Genomic DNA, 15,702 nt, shown 5'->3' with positions numbered 1-15,702 from the left:
GTTTCTGTGGGCGTGAGCCTGCTCGCGATTGAGTGCGCAGCACTCACCAGGGTCAATCATGCTCTACACCCAAAAGAATCCGCCCACTTGAGCACGTCGCCGTGTCATTGCGATAAGCGAAATACAACTTGCTGCGCTCAGAATCGAAGCGCAGGTGCAGCTGGATTTCATCGCCGGGGCGCACCAGTTGCTGGAATTTCAGCACTTCCATGCCGGCAAATGCGCCGGACAGGTTCAGCAATTGGCGGCCGAGGTTCAACGCCCACTCCACTTGCACGACGCCGGGTAAGACCGGGGCCTTGGGGAAGTGGCCGCTGAAGTAGGCCAGATCCGGCGGCACGCTCAGTTGCAGACTCCATTCGCCGTCGGTTTCGACCTGCTCCAGCACTTCTGGGGTCTTGGGCCGTGGCGCCAGCAGCAGGGCATCGACTTCGGCCTGAGGCAGTTTGCCTTGCGCGTTCATCGGCAATTGCCGCAGCAGACGCCAGCGACGCGGCAGGGCCAGGGCTTCGCAATGTTGGCTCAGGTGTTTGCGCAGGGCTTCGGTGAGACTGCGGCGGCCGTGTTCACGCAAGGCGAACAAGCCGTTCTCGCTGAGCACCAACAGGGCACCGAGGACTGCGCGGTTTTCCTGGACCACGCCCAGCCGTGCTTCGGCGACCCAGTCGTGGGCGACGAGGGCTTGTTCAAGCATGGGCAGGGAAATACGTTTTTCTTCGAGTTTGACGATGCGGTCCAGCCGACCCAGCAATTCGAAACGACCGTCGGCGGCAATGCGCGCAGCGTCGGCGGTGTGTTCGACATGTCCGGCGGGTAGATACGGTGAAGCGATCAACAGCGCACCGTCGCGGTCCTGAGTCAGTGCGACGCCAGCGAACGGCTGCCACAGGTTTGTGCCCTGACGCCAGGCAATGCCGCCGGTTTCCGAGCTGCCGAGGATTTCCGTCGGCCACTGTTGCAAGCGTTGTTGAAGGCTTTGCGCGGCATCTGCCGGCAATGCGCCACCGGAGGAAAACACCCGGCGCACGGCACTCAGGGCTGGCCAGTCGAGATTGTCGCCCATGCGTTTGAGCAGGGCCGGGCTGCCGACCCAGGCGAAGGCCGGGTGTTCGCGGCTGGCGCGTTGCAGATCTTCCGGAAACGCCAGTTGCTTGCGCACGAACGGACGCCCGGCGCACAGCGGCCACAGCACGCGGAACAACAAACCGTAGATGTGCTGTGTGGCGACGCTGCCGATGATCCACGCTTCACCGAGATCGGCGCCCCACAGTTGTTCCAGCGCCTCGACCTCGTTGGCCAGTTGGTGCAGGGTCTTGTCGATGCGCTTGGGTTCGCCGCTGGAACCGGAGGTGCACAGGCTCAGGCGGCACTGCTCGAGATCCAGTTCAGCGCCGGGCAGGGGCGGCTGCAGCAGGTCGTTCAAGTGCACATCAGCGGGCTGATCGGTCAGCCACAAGTCGACTTCACTCGACCAGCGCTGACGGGTCTGCGCTTGCAGATCCGCCGGCAGCAACACACTGACGCCCGCGCGCCATGCACCGAGCAGGGCGATGCCGAGGTCGGCGGCATCGTCCAGATGCACCGCCATGCGCTGCACGCCGCGTGCTTGCAGGCCGGCGGCGACGCTCAACGCCTGTTCGTGCAGTTGCGCGTGGTCGAGCGCCGGAGCGTCGGTGATCACTCGCCCTGGCAGGGCCTTGAGCAACAGGTGCTCAAGTTTTTTCCAGTTCATTTACGGCCTCTTACCCGTTGTCGTATCAGCCATTCAATGGCAAACATCAGGCCGATCAATCCGTAGGAGATCAGGCCGGTGTACAACATCCACCAATTCAGCGGCGCCCACAGGGTCAGGAGGGCGGCGCACAAACCGTTGCAGAAGAAAAACACGCTCCAGGCCACGGTGACCTGGCGGGTGTAGCGGATCGCCTCGGGCGGCAGTTGCGGCTCGCGGATCCGCGCCAGGCGCTCGACCATCGGCGGTCCGTATTTCAGGCTCAGGCTGAACAGCACCAGCATGAAGCCGCTGATCAATACCGGGTACCAACGCAGCAACAGCGGGCTGTCGAACAGGGCCAGCAACAGGCAGAACGTGATTGCCACACAGGCCATCCACAGGCTGCCGGGCTTGCGCTCGCCCGTCAGCGCGCGCGCCAGCCACAGGCTGCCCAGCAGCAGCCCGAACTGCCACGGGGCGAAGTGCTCCATGCCGAAATACACCGCAAAGGGGTACAGCAGGCCTGCCAGCAGCAGGCCGAGGCCGATCAATCGGCTCATGCGGCCGGTTGAACCAGACGGTAGACCGCCTCGACTACGTCACCGACAGTACGCACCGATTTGAATTCTTCGGCGGCGATTTTCTTGCCGGTCTGGCGCTTGATGTGATCGATCAGATCGACCGCATCGATGCTGTCGATTTCCAGATCCTGATACAGGTTTGACTCCAGGCTCACGCGAGCCGGATCCAGTTCGAACAGCTCGACCAGGGCATCGCGCAGGGTGTTGAAAATATCGTCACGAGTTTGCATGGTCCGGTCTCAAGCTGCCTGTTTTGCCGTGACGAACGCCGCAAGGCTCGCCACGTTGGTGAAGTGGTTACGGGTGTCTTTGGCGTCGGCGTCGATCTTGATGCCGTACTTTTTCTGGATCGCCAGACCCAGTTCCAGCGCGTCGACGGAATCCAGGCCCAGGCCTTCGCCAAACAGGGTCTGCTCGTCGCCGATGTCGTCGACGCTGATGTCTTCGAGGCCCAGGGCATCGATGATCAGCAGTTTGATGTCGCGCACCAGGCCCGGGTTATTCAGATCGTTCATCTTCGGCGAGCTCCTTAATGAAGTAAGAGTGCAAATAATCGTTGAGCTTGCGCGAGGCCTGCGGTGCCGGCCCCTGCGTGGCGAAAGTCTGTGGGTCTATATCGGCCCCGACACGAAAACTGAAGTGCACGCGGCGGCTGGGGATCCGATACCAGGGTTCGGCCTTGGTCAGGGTGGTCGGGTTGACCTTGATAACCACCGGAGTCAGGATTTTCGCACCGCGCAGGGCAATCGCCGCGGCCCCCCGATGAAAGGCCGGTGCCTGCCTTGGCTGGGTGCGCGTGCCCTCGGGAAAAATGATCAGGGTCTGGCCGTTCTGCAGGGACTCGGCGGCGGCGTCGAGCATGTCCATGCTGCCGTCATTGCTGATGTACTCGGTGCTACGCAGCGGGCCACGGGTGAAGGGGTTTTCCCACAGGCTTTTCTTCACCACGCAATTGGCCTGGCGCACCAGGCCGATCAGGAACACCACATCAATCAGCGACGGGTGGTTGGCGATGATCATCTGCCCCGGGCGACCAAGGCGTTCCGCCCCTTGAATGTCGTAGCTCAGCACGCCAGTACGGGCCATGAACCGCACAAAAAACCAGAACAGCCGACTGACCGTCTGCCGTGCGCGCTGGCGATGTTTCAGCGCATCGCCGGGCAGACAGCCGAGCAACGGAAACACCAGCAGGCGCAGGCACAGCCCGCCCAGCCCGAACAGAGCGAAACTCGCGGCGGTGGCCAGCAGACGCCAGTAGTAGGCGTCGCGGTTTTTCTCGGTCACGGGTTGCGTTGCCAGGTCCATACACGATTTTTCCAGGCATGTTGGCAATGGGGTTGCTGGCCGAGCAGGGTACGCAACAGATTCAGCGCGTGCGGCCAGTGCGCTTTGGACACTGCTTCTGTGCCGCTGTTCAGGGTAAGCCGCCAGTCGGTACCGGGGGTGATCAACAAACCGAGCGCATAGGGAAAAGGCACGTCGTCGATCCACTGCGAGTAGGCTTGGGGCGGCTGTTCTTCGGTGATGATCAGCAGCACTGCCGGAGCGCCTTCGTCGAGCAGGGCCGCGGCTTCAAGCATGCCGTGTTCCAGGCCATCGCCGGCTGCCGCGAGGGCGGTCATTTCGCTGGTTTCACCGCGCATGATCGACCACAGGCCGATGATCGCGTTGTGCACCGACAGGCTGAACTGGGTGGGCGACAACGGTTCGTCCTTGGCCAGATCGCTGAGGATTTCGAAGGTGCGCGGGGTTTCGCCGTGCCGCGAAACAAACACCAGCGGCAGGTTTTCCCGTCCGTCGGCCAGCGGCCAGCCAACACTGAACGCCATCCGCGCCAGGCGGCTGAGGCGCCGGCGCTGCATGGCCGGGAGGAACGACACATCGGGCGCGGCATCGCTGCTCTGGAGCACAACCGGCTGTCGGCTCCAGGCCTGCCAGGCGTCCACGCTGTCGAGCCCTGGAGCCCACGCGCGCCATTGGGCGATGTTGAAGTTGATCACGGACATTTATCCCGCCCCTGCGGGCTTTTATTGACGCGTTGAGTCGCCAAAGCCGCAGCCGGGCTGTGCTGACGTTACCGGACGCGGCGTGGCGCCTGACGTTCGGGTGGCGCGCATTATCCCGGTGCGACGAGTGTGTAGCAAATGCTGGTTACATTTTGCGCAGCTGAATGTACCGAATAGTTCGTGGAAAAAATGTCACTTGGCCATTATTCGGGTCGTCAGCGGTTTGTCTGTCCGGCATCCCGACGATCAATGGCCGTTTTTGCTCCATCACCATGGGGATATTTGCACCTGACTCTGTAGTCCGCGTCCATGGAGGTAGCGAAGCCGAGCCGCGCGCATCTACACTCGGTCATTCTTTGATACACGGAGGTTTTGTCATGCGGCGCGTGGTGTTCAATCAGAAAGGTGGCGTGGGCAAATCCAGCATTGCCTGCAATCTGGCGGCGGTCAGCGCCAGCGAGGGCTATCGCACGCTGTTGGTGGATCTCGATGCCCAGGCCAACTCCACTCAGTATCTGACGGGGCTCACCGGGGATGACATTCCGATGGGCATTGCCGACTTCTTCAAGCAGACCCTGTCTTCAGGGCCGTTCTCGAAGAAAAATCAGGCGGATATCTACGAAACCCCGTTCGACAACCTGCACATCATCACCGCCACCGCCGAACTGGCTGATCTGCAGCCCAAGCTTGAGGCCAAGCACAAGATCAACAAGCTGCGCAAGTTGCTGGACGAGTTGTCAGAAGATTACGACCGGATCTATCTCGACACCCCGCCCGCACTGAATTTTTATGCGGTGTCGGCATTGATTGCCGCCGATCGTGTGTTGATTCCCTTCGATTGCGACAGCTTCTCGCGGCAGGCGCTGTACGGGTTGCTGGCGGAGATCGAAGAGTTGAAGGAAGACCACAACGAAGGCCTGGAAGTCGAAGGCATTGTGGTCAACCAGTTCCAGGCCCGGGCCAGCCTGCCGCAGCAGATGCTTGATGAGTTGATCGCTGAAGGCTTGCCGGTGCTGCCGGTGTATCTGAGCAGCTCGGTGCGCATGCGTGAATCGCACCAGGCCAGCACGCCGCTGATCCACCTCGACCCGCGGCACAAGCTGACGCAGCAATTCGTCGAGCTGCATAACCTGCTCGAAGACGCCTGATACCTCGAATTACGCATGGATCCCCTGTGGGAGCGGGGGTGTGTCAGATACCCTGGCTGCGCAGCCATGCCATCAACTGCGGCAGCGGACGCCCCACTCGGCCTGACGTTCTGAGACGCGTCTGATCCCCCTGTGGGAGCGGGCTTGCTCGCGAAGGCATTCTGTCAGTTGATAAATCGGCTGACTGACACTCCCTCTTCGCGAGCAAGCCCGCTCCCACAATGGGTTTTCGGGTGTGTCAGATACCCTGGCTGCGCAGCCATGCCATCAACTGTGGCAACGGAAACGCCCCGCTCTGGCGCGCCACTTCGCGGCCATTTTTGAACAGAATAAGGCTCGGAATCGAACGAATCCCCAACTGCGCCGACAACTGCTGATTGGCTTCGCTGTCGAGCTTGGCCAGTCGACACTTGCCCGCCAACTGCGCAGCAGCCTGTTCGAACACCGGTGCGAACGACTTGCATGGCCCGCACCAGTCCGCCCACACATCCACCAACAGCGGCAGATCACCCTTGATCTGACTGGTGTAGTCGCCTTGCTTGAGTTCGAACGGCTTGCTCAGCAGCACAGTGGATTTGCAGCGCCCGCACTTCGGCTGATCACCCAGGCGTTCGGCGGGGATGCGGTTGAGGCCGTTACAGGCGGGGCAGGGGATGAGGAGTGGGTTGGTCATAATGGGCTCGGTGAACGTATATAACTCGTATGACTGATCTGGAGTCCTGCGAGGCATTTATCAAGGTTGAATCCTGTGCCTCAAGACGAACAACTGATCTCCAGATGCTTGCCCCACTCCGGCGGCCGCTCGGCATAACTTTCCATCCCCGGCTGCTCGTCGAACGGCTTGCTCAGCACTGCATGCAGGCGGCGGACCTCTGAGTAGTCGCCTTGTTCGGCGGCGTCGATAGCCTTTTGCGCCAAATAGTTGCGCAGGATGTACAGCGGGTTGACCGCATGCATCCGCGTGCGGCGTTGTGCTTGATCGTTCTCCCCATCGCGTGCAACCCGGGCCACATAACGCTCGCCCCAGGCATCGAAGCCCTTGATGTCGACGAAGTCATCGCGCAGTCGGGCGACGGCTTTTTCCGCTGACTCTTCGCCGAGACGCCGGAAGAACAGCGTGTAATCGACGCCGCTGTTGTGCATCAGTTGCAGCAGGCTTTCCAGGAGCTGTTGGTCATCATCCTCGGCGGTGGTGAAGCCGAGGCGGCGGCGCATCAGGTCCAGGTAATGCGCCTGGAACAGTGGCAGATACAGGCCGAGGGTTTCGCGCAGGGCCTCCACGCTGATGAACGGCGTCAGGGCCTGGGCCAGGGCGCTGAGGTTCCACTGGCCGATCGGCACCTGATTGCTGAACGAGTAGCGGCCCTGATCGTCCGAGTGGTTGCAGATGAAGTTGGCGTCGAAATCGTCGAGGAAGGCGAACGGGCCGAAGTCGAATGTGATGCCGAGGATCGACATGTTGTCGGTGTTCATCACCCCGTGGCAGAAGCCGTAGGCCTGCCACTTGGCGATCAGTTCGGCATTGCGCTCGACGATCTCGCGGAACATCGCCAGATACGGTTCCGGTTGTTCCAGGCACTCGGGGAAGTGCATCGCCAGCACGTGTTCGCCGAGCTGCTTTTGCTGCTCGGGACGCTTGGTGTAGTAGAAATATTCAAAGTGGCCGAAGCGGATGTGGCTCGGCGCCAGCCGTAGCACCATCGCCGCGCGTTCCTGCTTTTCCCGCCAGACCGGAGTGTCGGAGCCGATCACGCAGGCCGCGCGCGAGGACGGAATGTTCAGCGCGTACAGCGCTTCGGAGGCGAGGAACTCGCGGATCGACGAACGCAGCACCGCACGCCCGTCGCCCATGCGCGAAAACGGCGTCTGCCCGGCGCCCTTGAGGTGCAAGTCCCAGTGTTCGCCGGCGCTGTTGTAGACCTCGCCGAGCAGCAAGCCTCGGCCATCGCCCAGTTGCGGCGTATAGCCGCCGAACTGGTGCCCGGAATAGACCATCGCCCGTGGCTCGGCATCGGCCCACAGCTTGTGGCCGCCAAACAGTTCGGCAAACTCTTGGGTTTCGGCGGTCGCCGGGTCGAGATCCAGCAAGGCCATGGCCGCAGGGCTGGCGACGACCAGACGCGGATTGTCGATCGGCTCGGGCAGCACGTGAGCGGAGAACGCATCGCCCAGGCGGGCAAAGCGATTGTCGAAGGTCAGTTCGTCGAGGGCTTTCAAGGGCCGGCTCCAGCAGAATGTCCGAGCATTCTGCTGGGATTAGACCGGTTAGTCGAGTTTGGCTGGCGGCGGTTCTTGCAGCGGTTTTTGTTCGCCGCTGATCGGAACGATGGTTTTGCTGTCGTCCTCGACCGGCACCAACTTGTATTCCTGACCGTGGAGGTTCTTCAGGTACACCTCCATCTGGCGGAACGAGATGTTGATGTGCTGCTTCTTGAACTCGCGGTTGATGAAGCGGTTCACTTCGTCGATCACCGGATTGCGGTCGCCGAGGTCACGCACGTGCATGCGCAGCTCATGATCGAGGGTGCTTTCGCCGAAGTTGAGGAAGTACACGTGCGGCTCGGGCTCTTTGAGAACACGCGGGTTTTCCCGGGCAGCCTTGAGCAGCAGTTCCTTGACCAGATCCAGATCGGAGCCGTAATCCACGCCGAGTTTCAGCGTCACCCGGGTGATCGTGTCGGTCAGCGACCAGTTGATCAGTTGCCCGGTGATGAACGTCTTGTTCGGGACAATGATGTCCTTGCGGTCGAAGTCGGTGATGGTCGTGGCACGGATGCGGATCTTGCTCACCGTGCCCGAGAGGTTGCCGATGGTGATGGTGTCACCGATCCGCACCGGGCGTTCGAACAGGATCATGATGCCGGAGATGAAGTTCGCGAAGATCTCCTGCATGCCGAAACCGAGGCCCACCGAGAGCGCCGCCACCAGCCATTGCAACTTGTCCCAGCTCACGCCGAGGGTCGACAGGGTGGAGACGAAACCGACGCCGGCGATCACATACGACAGCAACGTCGTGGTCGCGTAGGCACTGCCCTGCGCGAGGTTGAGTTTCGACAGCACGAACACTTCGAGCAGACCCGGCAGGTTGCGCGCCAGGGCGAAGGTGATGCCGATGATGATCAGCGCGCCGAGCATGTCGCCGATGCTGATCGGCACCATGCTCATGTTGGCGCCGGTGCCGCTGGTGTATTCGTAGAGGGTGATGTTGTCGAGGTACGAGAACACCGAAATCAGGTCGGCCCAGACCCAGTACAGCGCGGCGATGAAGCCGCCGAGCAGTGCCAGACGGATCAGACGCAGCGACTGTTCGTTGACCTTTTCGATGTCCAGCGTCGGCTCTTCGATCACCGCTTCGCCGTCGCCGGCCTCTTTGGCCGCCTGACGTTTGGCCAGCGCGCGCTGGTAGGCCAGACGGCGTGCGGCGACCGCCAGACCACGGACGAAGGTGGCTTCGATCACCAGCCAGAACATCAGCAGGTACAGGGTGTTGATCAGCCGGTCGCTGAGTTTCAGCGCGGTGTAGTAGTAGCCGAAGCACACCGCGACGAACAGGGCGATCGGCAGCAGGGTGAACATCACACCGACAGCCTTGCGGAACAATGAGGTGTTTTCGTGGGCCGGGCTGCTGATCAGCAGGCGGCTGAGCAGCCACGCCATCAGGGCGTAGCAGGTCAGTACCACCGGCATGCCGATTACGTCGTCGGCCAGCGCCGCCGGTTGCAGCTCGGCGACGGCCACCACGGTTACCAGCGCCATCACCACCAGCCCGAGGCGCCGGATCCAGCCCTGAAGGAACTCGACCTGCGGCTTGTCCCAGCGGAAGTGCAACTCGGCCACGCCGCCCGGCGAGAGAATCCGGTAGGCGGTGTAGAACACCAGCCACGCCTGACCCATTTGCAGCAGTGCTGCGCCCATGTTGGCGTTCTGCCCGCGGGCGTCGATCTGCAAGGCCAGACCGCACAGCGCCAGGCCAAGGGCGACCGGCATCGCCAGCAGAATGTTGATCAGGATCGCCTGCGGCGTGTGCCACTGGCTGTCACGCTTGAAGTGACCGATGTCCTGGTGAACCTTGTTCAACCGCGCGTATAGCGCCTTGCGCCGCCACAACAGGGCGCCGATCAGCAAGGCCAGCGGCAGGAACAGCAGCGGGCGCTGGGTCAGACCGTCGGTCAGCTCGCTCAGGCTCGACGCCAGCGGCAGCGTGTCGATCTGGCGCTTGAGCCGCTCTGGGACGCTGCGAATCCATTCCGTGTCCAGCGGCTTGTTGCTGGGAATCCAGAACATCTGCTCGTCCAAGGTCGCGCGCAGGCTTTGCGCGGTGCTCAGCAGTTGTTTCTGGTTCAGTTGCAGGGTGATCGATTCATTGAGCATCGCGCTCAGTTCGCGGCTCAGCCGCTCCAGCAGATCGACACGGGTGTTGGCCAGCTCCAGCAGACTCTTGCGAAGCTGTGGCGTGACCTGCTCTGGCGGCTGGGTGGACAGCAGGTTGTCGACGTAAGTCGTTGGATTGCTCAGCTGTTCGCGCTGTTGGTTGATCTCGAATTGATACAGACGAATGTCGGCGATCTGATCCGCGAGGTCGCGGTCGACCTTGAGGCGCGGCAGCGCCTGTTTCTGCTTATAGAGAATCTTCGACAGCAGCAGGCTGCCCTTGAGCACGTTGATCTGTTCGTCGAGGGCCGAGTCGCTTTGGGTCACGCTGTCCAGTTGCTGCTTGGTCTGCAGATTCTGCTGGGTCAGCTCGTTGAGGCGGTCAGTGCTTTTGAGCAGGTAGTCGGAGAGCTTGAGGTTGGCCGCGCTTTCAGTGGCAAGCAGGGTGCTGCTGCCTGATTTCTGGGCCTCGATCGACTGCTGCGTCACGGTTTCCTGAGACAGGGTCAAACGCTTCTGGTTGATCAGGGTTTGCAGTTCCTGGATCTCATGGTCCAAGCGATCGGATTTTTCCGAGAGCAGGTCATGCTGGCTGTTGCCCAGATCCTGCAACTGGTTGTTGCCGGCCAGTTCCTGGCGGCGCAACGGGATCAGCGCATTGAGCGCCGCCAGCTCGGCATTGAGCAGGTCGCGTTGCTCGCCGCTCAGGGTTTTGCCGCTGTCCTTGCCGGTCTTGAGGATGCCGTTGATCTGCTGGATGCGCGTCTGGCTGCTGGCGATTTCTGCCTGGGCGCGTTCCGGGCGAGTCTGGGCCGTGATGATCAGGCTGTTGGCGTCGGCCAGGGCTTTTTGCAGATCGCTTTGCTGGGTCGAGCGCTCGGTGAGCATCTGTTCCAGCTGCTGAATGTTTTCCTTGGTAAAGCGTTGCGCCACCGGCACCACGGCAGTGGCTTTGAGTCGCGCCAGCTCACGCGTGTTCTCGATAGTCTGCTTCGGCGCGGTGGCCAGTTGTTGCTTGAGATCGATCAGCTTCTGCTCATAGTCACGCCGGTTGTTGAGCTGGTTCAGCGTGTTTTGCAGGACTGTTTGTAGGGCCTTCTTGTCGGCCTCGGGCAGTTTGCTGTCGGTAAGCTTGTCCAGGCTGGCCTGCACGGCTTCGCTGGACGGCGGTTCGGCGGCGTACAACGGGCCGACGGAAAGACTCAGGCCCAGCAGGGCCGCGAAAAAGAAGGAGCGCAGGGTAGGCATAGAGACCGGTCAAGCAAGTGATAGTGGACGCAGTTTAGAGGAAGAGCCCGGGGCCCGGGCGACTTCCTTCGGGGAATCTGACGCCCACTTTGCCGATCTTGTTCCCGTCCATGACCGCGACCGTCCAGTGGGTGTTGTTCCACTCCACCTGGTCGCCAACGATTGGTGCACCGCCGACCTTGTGGGCAATGAACGCACCCAGGGTCATGTCCGGATCGATGCCCTCGGCAGGCAACCCGTAAAGCGCTGCAACCGCTTTAAGCTGGGCGTCTCCCTCGAGTACGAAGTCGCCGAAGAAGCGCAGATCCAGACCGCGTTGCGGCGCCTGGCTGAACAGTTTGCCGAGGGCCGGCAGGTTGTGTTCATGGCCGATAACACACAGCAAATCATCGACCTCCAGCACCGTACTACCCGACGGATGGAGCAGTTGCTGACCGCGAAACAGGGCGGCGATGCGCGTGCCTTCGGGCATTTTCAGTTCACGCAAGGGCGAACCGATGCACCATTTCTCCGCGCCGAGCTTGTAGACGAACAGTTCCCACTCACTGGTGATGTGCACTTCCAGCGCGGAACGGGAAATCGGCGCCGGCTCTGGCGGCACCGTTACCTTCAACAGTCTGGCGACCCATGGCAGGCTCGTGCCCTGCACCAGCAGCGACACCAGCACGATGAAGAACGCGAGGTTGAAGTACAGCTGCGCATTCGGCAGCCCGGCCATCAGCGGGAACACCGCCAGAATGATAGGCACCGCGCCGCGCAATCCGACCCAGGAAATAAACGCCTTCTCGCGGCCATGGAACGCCTTGAACGGCAGCAGGCCGACAATCACCGACAGCGGCCGGGCGAACAGAATCATCCACAGTGCCAGTCCGAGGGCGGGCAGGGCGATCGGCAGCAGGTCATGCGGGGTGACCAGCAGCCCCAGCACAAGGAACATGCCGATCTGCGCCAGCCACGCCATGCCGTCGAGCATGTGCAGGATGCCGTGACGGCTGCGCACCGGACGGTTGCCGATCACCAGACCGCACAGGTAAACGGCGAGGAAGCCGCTGCCGTGCAGGGCGTTGGTCAGGGCGAACACCACCAGGCCGCCGGCGATCACCAGAATCGGATAGAGGCCGGTGGCAAGGTTGATCCGGTTGACCAATTGCAGCATCAGCCAGCCGCCGCCGAGGCCGATCACGCCGCCGATGCCGAACTCGCGGATCAGGTGGGTCAACAGGCTCCAGTGCAGGCCGGTCTGGCCGCTGGCGAGCATGTCGATCAGGGTCACGGTGAGGAACACCGCCATCGGGTCGTTGCTGCCGGACTCGATTTCCAGGCTGGCGGTCACCCGTTCGTTGAGGCCTTTGCCGCCGAGCAGCGAGAACACTGCAGCGGCGTCGGTGGAGCCGACGATAGCGCCGATCAGCAGGCCCTGGATCAGGTTCAGGTCGAACAGCCACGCGGCGGCCATGCCGGTCAGCCCGGTGGTGATCAGCACCCCGACCGTCGCCAGCGACAGCGCCGGCCACAAGGCCACGCGGAAACTCGAGACCCGGGTGCGCAAGCCACCGTCGAGCAGGATCACTGCGAGTGCGAGGTTGCCGACCAGGTAGGCCGTGGGATAGTTATCGAAAATGATCCCGCCGCCATCGACCCCGGCGGTCATGCCAACCGCGAGAATGATCACCAGAATGGGGATGCCGAGACGGGAAGAAAGTGAGCTGACAAGAATGCTCGCACCTACCAGCAACGCGCCGATCAAGAACAGGCTGTTGATGGTCGTCGCATTCAAAGGCAGTACTCCAGAAGCGTAAAGACGGGCACAAACTGACCATGCAGTCTGCGTGCCAGCGATTCTAACCTGTTGAAATGTGATGCTGTCAAAAAGGTTTTTCAGTGGGGGATGCAGATTTGGGTTCGGCTTGAGATCGCTGCCCTCACCCTGGCCCTCTCCCGGAGGGAAAGGGGACTGACCGAGTGGCTCTCTCGAGTTACATCGACCTGAAATAGCGAGTCGAACTCAGGTTTTGAAAAGCACGAAGATCTGCTCCCTTTCCCCCTCGCCCCCTTTAGGGGGAGAGGGTTGGGGAGAGGGGGCGCTCTTGATCTTGCTTTTAGATCAAAGGCTGAAGCGCCCAACCATATTGTTCAGGTCCAGCGCCAGGCGCGACAGCTCGTTGCTCGCCGCACTGGTCTGATTCGCGCCGGTGGCCGACTGCACCGACAGGTCGCGAATGTTCACCAGGTTGCGATCCACTTCGCGGGCCACTTGTGCCTGCTCTTCGGCAGCGCTGGCGATCACCAGGTTGCGCTCGTTGATTTCAACGATCGCGGTGTTGATGGTGTCCAGCGACAGACCGGCGCCACGGGCGATGTTCAGCGTCGATTCGGCGCGCTCGGTGCTGTTGCGCATCGAATCCACGGCGTGTTCGGTGCCGCTCTGGATGCTGCCGATCATCCGCTCGATTTCGCTGGTCGACTGCTGGGTGCGGTGTGCCAGGGCACGGACTTCGTCCGCCACCACGGCAAAACCGCGCCCGGCTTCACCGGCACGTGCCGCTTCGATAGCTGCGTTGAGGGCCAGCAGGTTGGTCTGATCGGCCAGGCCACGAATCACGTCGAGCACCTTGCCGATGTCACGGGATTCGTTCGCCAGATCACCGATCAGGGTTGCAGTGCTCTGCACATCGGCGCTCATGCGTTCGATGGCGCTGACGGTTTCCTGTACCAGGTCACGGCCGTCGCCCGCCGAAGTGGTGGCGTTCTTCGAGGCTTCCGAAGTGCTTACCGCATTGCGTGCGACTTCTTCCACGGCACTGGTCATTTCGTTGACGGCGGTGGCGGCCTGTTCGATTTCGTTGTTCTGCTGGGTCAGGCCACGGGCGCTTTCGTCGGTGACGCTGTTCAGCTCTTCGGCAGCGGAAGCCAGCTGGGTGGCGGAGCCGGAGATGCGCTGCAGGGTGTCGCGCAGTTTCGATTGCATCTTGGCCATGGCCGCCAGCAGGCGCCCGGCTTCGTCGGTGCCGTCAACGTGGATCGGCTGGGTCAGGTTGCCTTCGGCAATGGTTTCCGCCGCGTCCAGCGCTTTCGAGATCGGCTTGGTGATGCTGAGGGTCAGCAGCCAGGCGAACAGGAACGTCAGGCCAGTGGCGACGACCAGCAGGGTGACCACCAGATTGAATGCCGAGGAGTATTGCTCGGCGGCCTGTTGGTTGGTTTCGCTGATCTGCTGGCCATTGATTTGCATCAGGCGGTTGAGCACGCTGTTCATCGCCTCGGAGTTGTCGAGCAACTGGGTGTTCAGCAGGTTGCGCAACTCGTCCACCTGATTGTTGCGCGACAGGCTTTTCATCCGGTCTTCGATCTGGCGGTACTGGCCGAGCAACTGCACGTACTGATCGTACGCGGCGCGCTCCTGCGGGCTGACGATCAGCGGCTCATAGGCGGTTTGGGCGGCGCGGATCTGCTGGTTGCGCATCTCCAGCAGCTCGACGGTTTTCTGCTGCACGTCCGCTTCACGGTTGACCAGCAAACGGTACGACAGCACCCGTAGGCGCAGGGTCAGTTGCGTGAACTCGTCGAGGTTCTTGATGCTCGGCACACTGCTGGTGGTGATGTTCTCGGCAGCGCCGCGGATTTTGCTCATCTGGTTCAAGGCGAACACGCCGAGGATCAGCATCAGGCCGCCGATCAGGGCGAAACCGGTGAACGCCCGGGGGGCGATATTCATATTGCGAAGGGACATGGCGTGATACCAAAAAGGGCCGCATCCATGCGGGCTGAGATTGCTGTATGGATGACTTATCGGTCATACGACTAAAGTCTTGAGGCAGTGTGCGTATTTGTCGCATAAGGGCCTGGGCGACGAAGTGCAGGAACCAGATCGGCAGATCGCAGTCTTTAAAGCTCGCAAGAACGGTCGGCCGCCAGGAAAATCAAGGCCTTGCGCCGGTTTAACCCTGGCATCCGCAGTGACTTTTCTTTATCGTACGCGCCCTTTGAAAAACGCCTGGAAGATCAAAATGTTGGAAGCATCCCTCAGCCAATTGGAACAGCTCGTCAGCGACCTGGTGCAACAGAACCAGACCCTCACGCAAACCAACCAGACCCTGTCCACGGAACTGGCCCAGGCCAAGGATGAAAACGAAAGCCTGCAACTGAGCCTGATGGAACAGGAAGAGAAGCACGGCGCCACCGCAGCGCGCATCCAGGCACTGGTTGATCGCGTCAACGCAGGTCCTGTCAGCGCATGAACCACGGCACCGCAGGGGTAAAAGTCATCTCCATTCTCGGGGAGGACTATTCGATCAAGGCACCGGCCGGGGAAGAACAGACCCTGCTGGACGCCGCACTGATGCTCAAGGCCGCACTGGCCGACACCAAACGCAAATACCCGACGCTGATCGGTGACCGCTTGCTGGTGCTGGCAGCCATGAATCTGTGCTCGCAGCAGATCGAAATGAAGAAGCAGCACCAGGAAGAACTCGACCGTTACCAAGAGCAAGTCAGCGCCACGGTCGAAACCATCGCCAAGACCATCAATCAGGGTTGATGGGGTTGCGCACAACCAAAGAATAGATTGTCGATTGGGTTGTATACAATCGGCACGGCTGTTGCATTGTTTCGGCCACTTATTCTTTGGGGGTGCT

General features: G+C 61.5%; 13 protein-coding genes and 2 pseudogenes. 3 read left to right on the top strand and 12 right to left on the bottom strand.

What is annotated here, in order from left to right; translation table 11 throughout:
• Positions 1 to 52: 52 nt before the first annotated feature.
• The 6 genes from U862_RS0109790 to U862_RS0109765 are packed head-to-tail and all read right to left on the bottom strand — an operon-like array spanning position 53 to position 4,301.
• Entirely contained in the window at positions 53 to 1,732 is a 1,680-nt protein-coding gene (locus tag U862_RS0109790; RefSeq protein WP_025110238.1) for an acyl-CoA synthetase family protein, read from the bottom strand.
• On the bottom strand, positions 1,729 to 2,274 hold the full coding sequence (locus tag U862_RS0109785) for a membrane protein (protein ID WP_025110237.1): 546 nt from the start codon (positions 2,272 to 2,274) through the stop codon (positions 1,729 to 1,731). The genes U862_RS0109790 and U862_RS0109785 overlap by 4 nt, the downstream gene beginning before the upstream one ends.
• A complete protein-coding gene (locus tag U862_RS0109780) occupies positions 2,271 to 2,525 on the bottom strand; it encodes an acyl carrier protein (protein WP_007909503.1) in 255 nt (84 codons plus the stop codon). The genes U862_RS0109785 and U862_RS0109780 overlap by 4 nt, the downstream gene beginning before the upstream one ends.
• A 9-nt stretch (positions 2,526 to 2,534) precedes the next feature.
• Positions 2,535 to 2,810, bottom strand: coding sequence for a phosphopantetheine-binding protein (locus U862_RS0109775; protein ID WP_025110236.1), 276 nt, complete (start codon positions 2,808 to 2,810; stop codon positions 2,535 to 2,537).
• Positions 2,794 to 3,600, bottom strand: a complete 807-nt coding sequence (locus tag U862_RS0109770; RefSeq protein ID WP_025110235.1) for a 1-acyl-sn-glycerol-3-phosphate acyltransferase — start codon at positions 3,598 to 3,600, stop codon at positions 2,794 to 2,796. Before U862_RS0109770 ends, U862_RS0109775 begins: the two co-directional genes overlap by 17 nt.
• Positions 3,576 to 4,301 (bottom strand): beta-ketoacyl synthase chain length factor, encoded by a 726-nt coding sequence (locus U862_RS0109765; protein ID WP_025110234.1) that lies wholly within the window; start codon positions 4,299 to 4,301, stop codon positions 3,576 to 3,578. Before U862_RS0109765 ends, U862_RS0109770 begins: the two co-directional genes overlap by 25 nt.
• 377 nt (positions 4,302 to 4,678) lie before the next feature.
• On the opposite strand from U862_RS0109765, the gene U862_RS0109760 reads away from it, so the two are divergent.
• Positions 4,679 to 5,449 carry a ParA family protein gene (locus tag U862_RS0109760; protein ID WP_025110233.1) on the top strand — a complete coding sequence of 257 codons (771 nt, stop codon included), beginning with the start codon at positions 4,679 to 4,681 and terminating at the stop codon, positions 5,447 to 5,449.
• 238 nt (positions 5,450 to 5,687) lie between these two features.
• Here U862_RS0109760 and trxC read toward each other — a convergent pair whose 3' ends face one another.
• From trxC to U862_RS31435, 6 genes and pseudogenes are all read right to left on the bottom strand, one after another.
• Positions 5,688 to 6,122: a thioredoxin TrxC gene (gene trxC, locus U862_RS0109755; RefSeq protein WP_025110232.1), complete on the bottom strand. Its 435-nt coding sequence runs from the start codon at positions 6,120 to 6,122 to the stop codon at positions 5,688 to 5,690.
• Between the two features lie 80 nt (positions 6,123 to 6,202).
• Positions 6,203 to 7,666, bottom strand: a complete 1,464-nt coding sequence (gene selO / locus U862_RS0109750; protein ID WP_025110231.1) for a protein adenylyltransferase SelO — start codon at positions 7,664 to 7,666, stop codon at positions 6,203 to 6,205.
• 48 nt (positions 7,667 to 7,714) lie between these two features.
• The gene (mscK, locus tag U862_RS0109745; RefSeq protein WP_025110230.1) at positions 7,715 to 11,068 is read right to left on the bottom strand and encodes a mechanosensitive channel MscK; all 3,354 of its coding nucleotides are present in this window, start codon (positions 11,066 to 11,068) and stop codon (positions 7,715 to 7,717) included.
• A 34-nt stretch (positions 11,069 to 11,102) separates the two neighbouring features.
• On the bottom strand, positions 11,103 to 12,845 hold the full coding sequence (locus U862_RS0109740; RefSeq protein ID WP_025110229.1) for a potassium/proton antiporter: 1,743 nt from the start codon (positions 12,843 to 12,845) through the stop codon (positions 11,103 to 11,105).
• Positions 12,846 to 13,172: 327 nt separating this feature from the next.
• Positions 13,173 to 13,772 (bottom strand): annotated as a pseudogene (locus U862_RS31440) (methyl-accepting chemotaxis protein); the annotation flags it as partial.
• A gap of 303 nt (positions 13,773 to 14,075) precedes the next feature.
• A pseudogene (locus U862_RS31435) lies at positions 14,076 to 14,732 on the bottom strand (MCP four helix bundle domain-containing protein); the annotation flags it as partial.
• Between the two features lie 343 nt (positions 14,733 to 15,075).
• Between U862_RS31435 and U862_RS0109730 the strand changes: the two are divergent.
• The gene (locus U862_RS0109730; RefSeq protein ID WP_003220969.1) at positions 15,076 to 15,306 is read left to right on the top strand and encodes a hypothetical protein; all 231 of its coding nucleotides are present in this window, start codon (positions 15,076 to 15,078) and stop codon (positions 15,304 to 15,306) included.
• Positions 15,303 to 15,605 carry a cell division protein ZapA gene (locus U862_RS0109725; RefSeq protein ID WP_003220971.1) on the top strand — a complete coding sequence of 101 codons (303 nt, stop codon included), beginning with the start codon at positions 15,303 to 15,305 and terminating at the stop codon, positions 15,603 to 15,605. The genes U862_RS0109730 and U862_RS0109725 overlap by 4 nt, the downstream gene beginning before the upstream one ends.
• The last annotated feature ends 97 nt before the right edge of the window (positions 15,606 to 15,702 follow it).

This window comes from Pseudomonas sp. H1h, from assembly GCF_000633255.1.
Taxonomy (GTDB): Bacteria; Pseudomonadota; Gammaproteobacteria; order Pseudomonadales; family Pseudomonadaceae; genus Aquipseudomonas.
The sequence above is the reverse complement of the archived record's forward strand: the minus strand, read 5'-3'. Positions and strand labels throughout refer to the sequence as shown.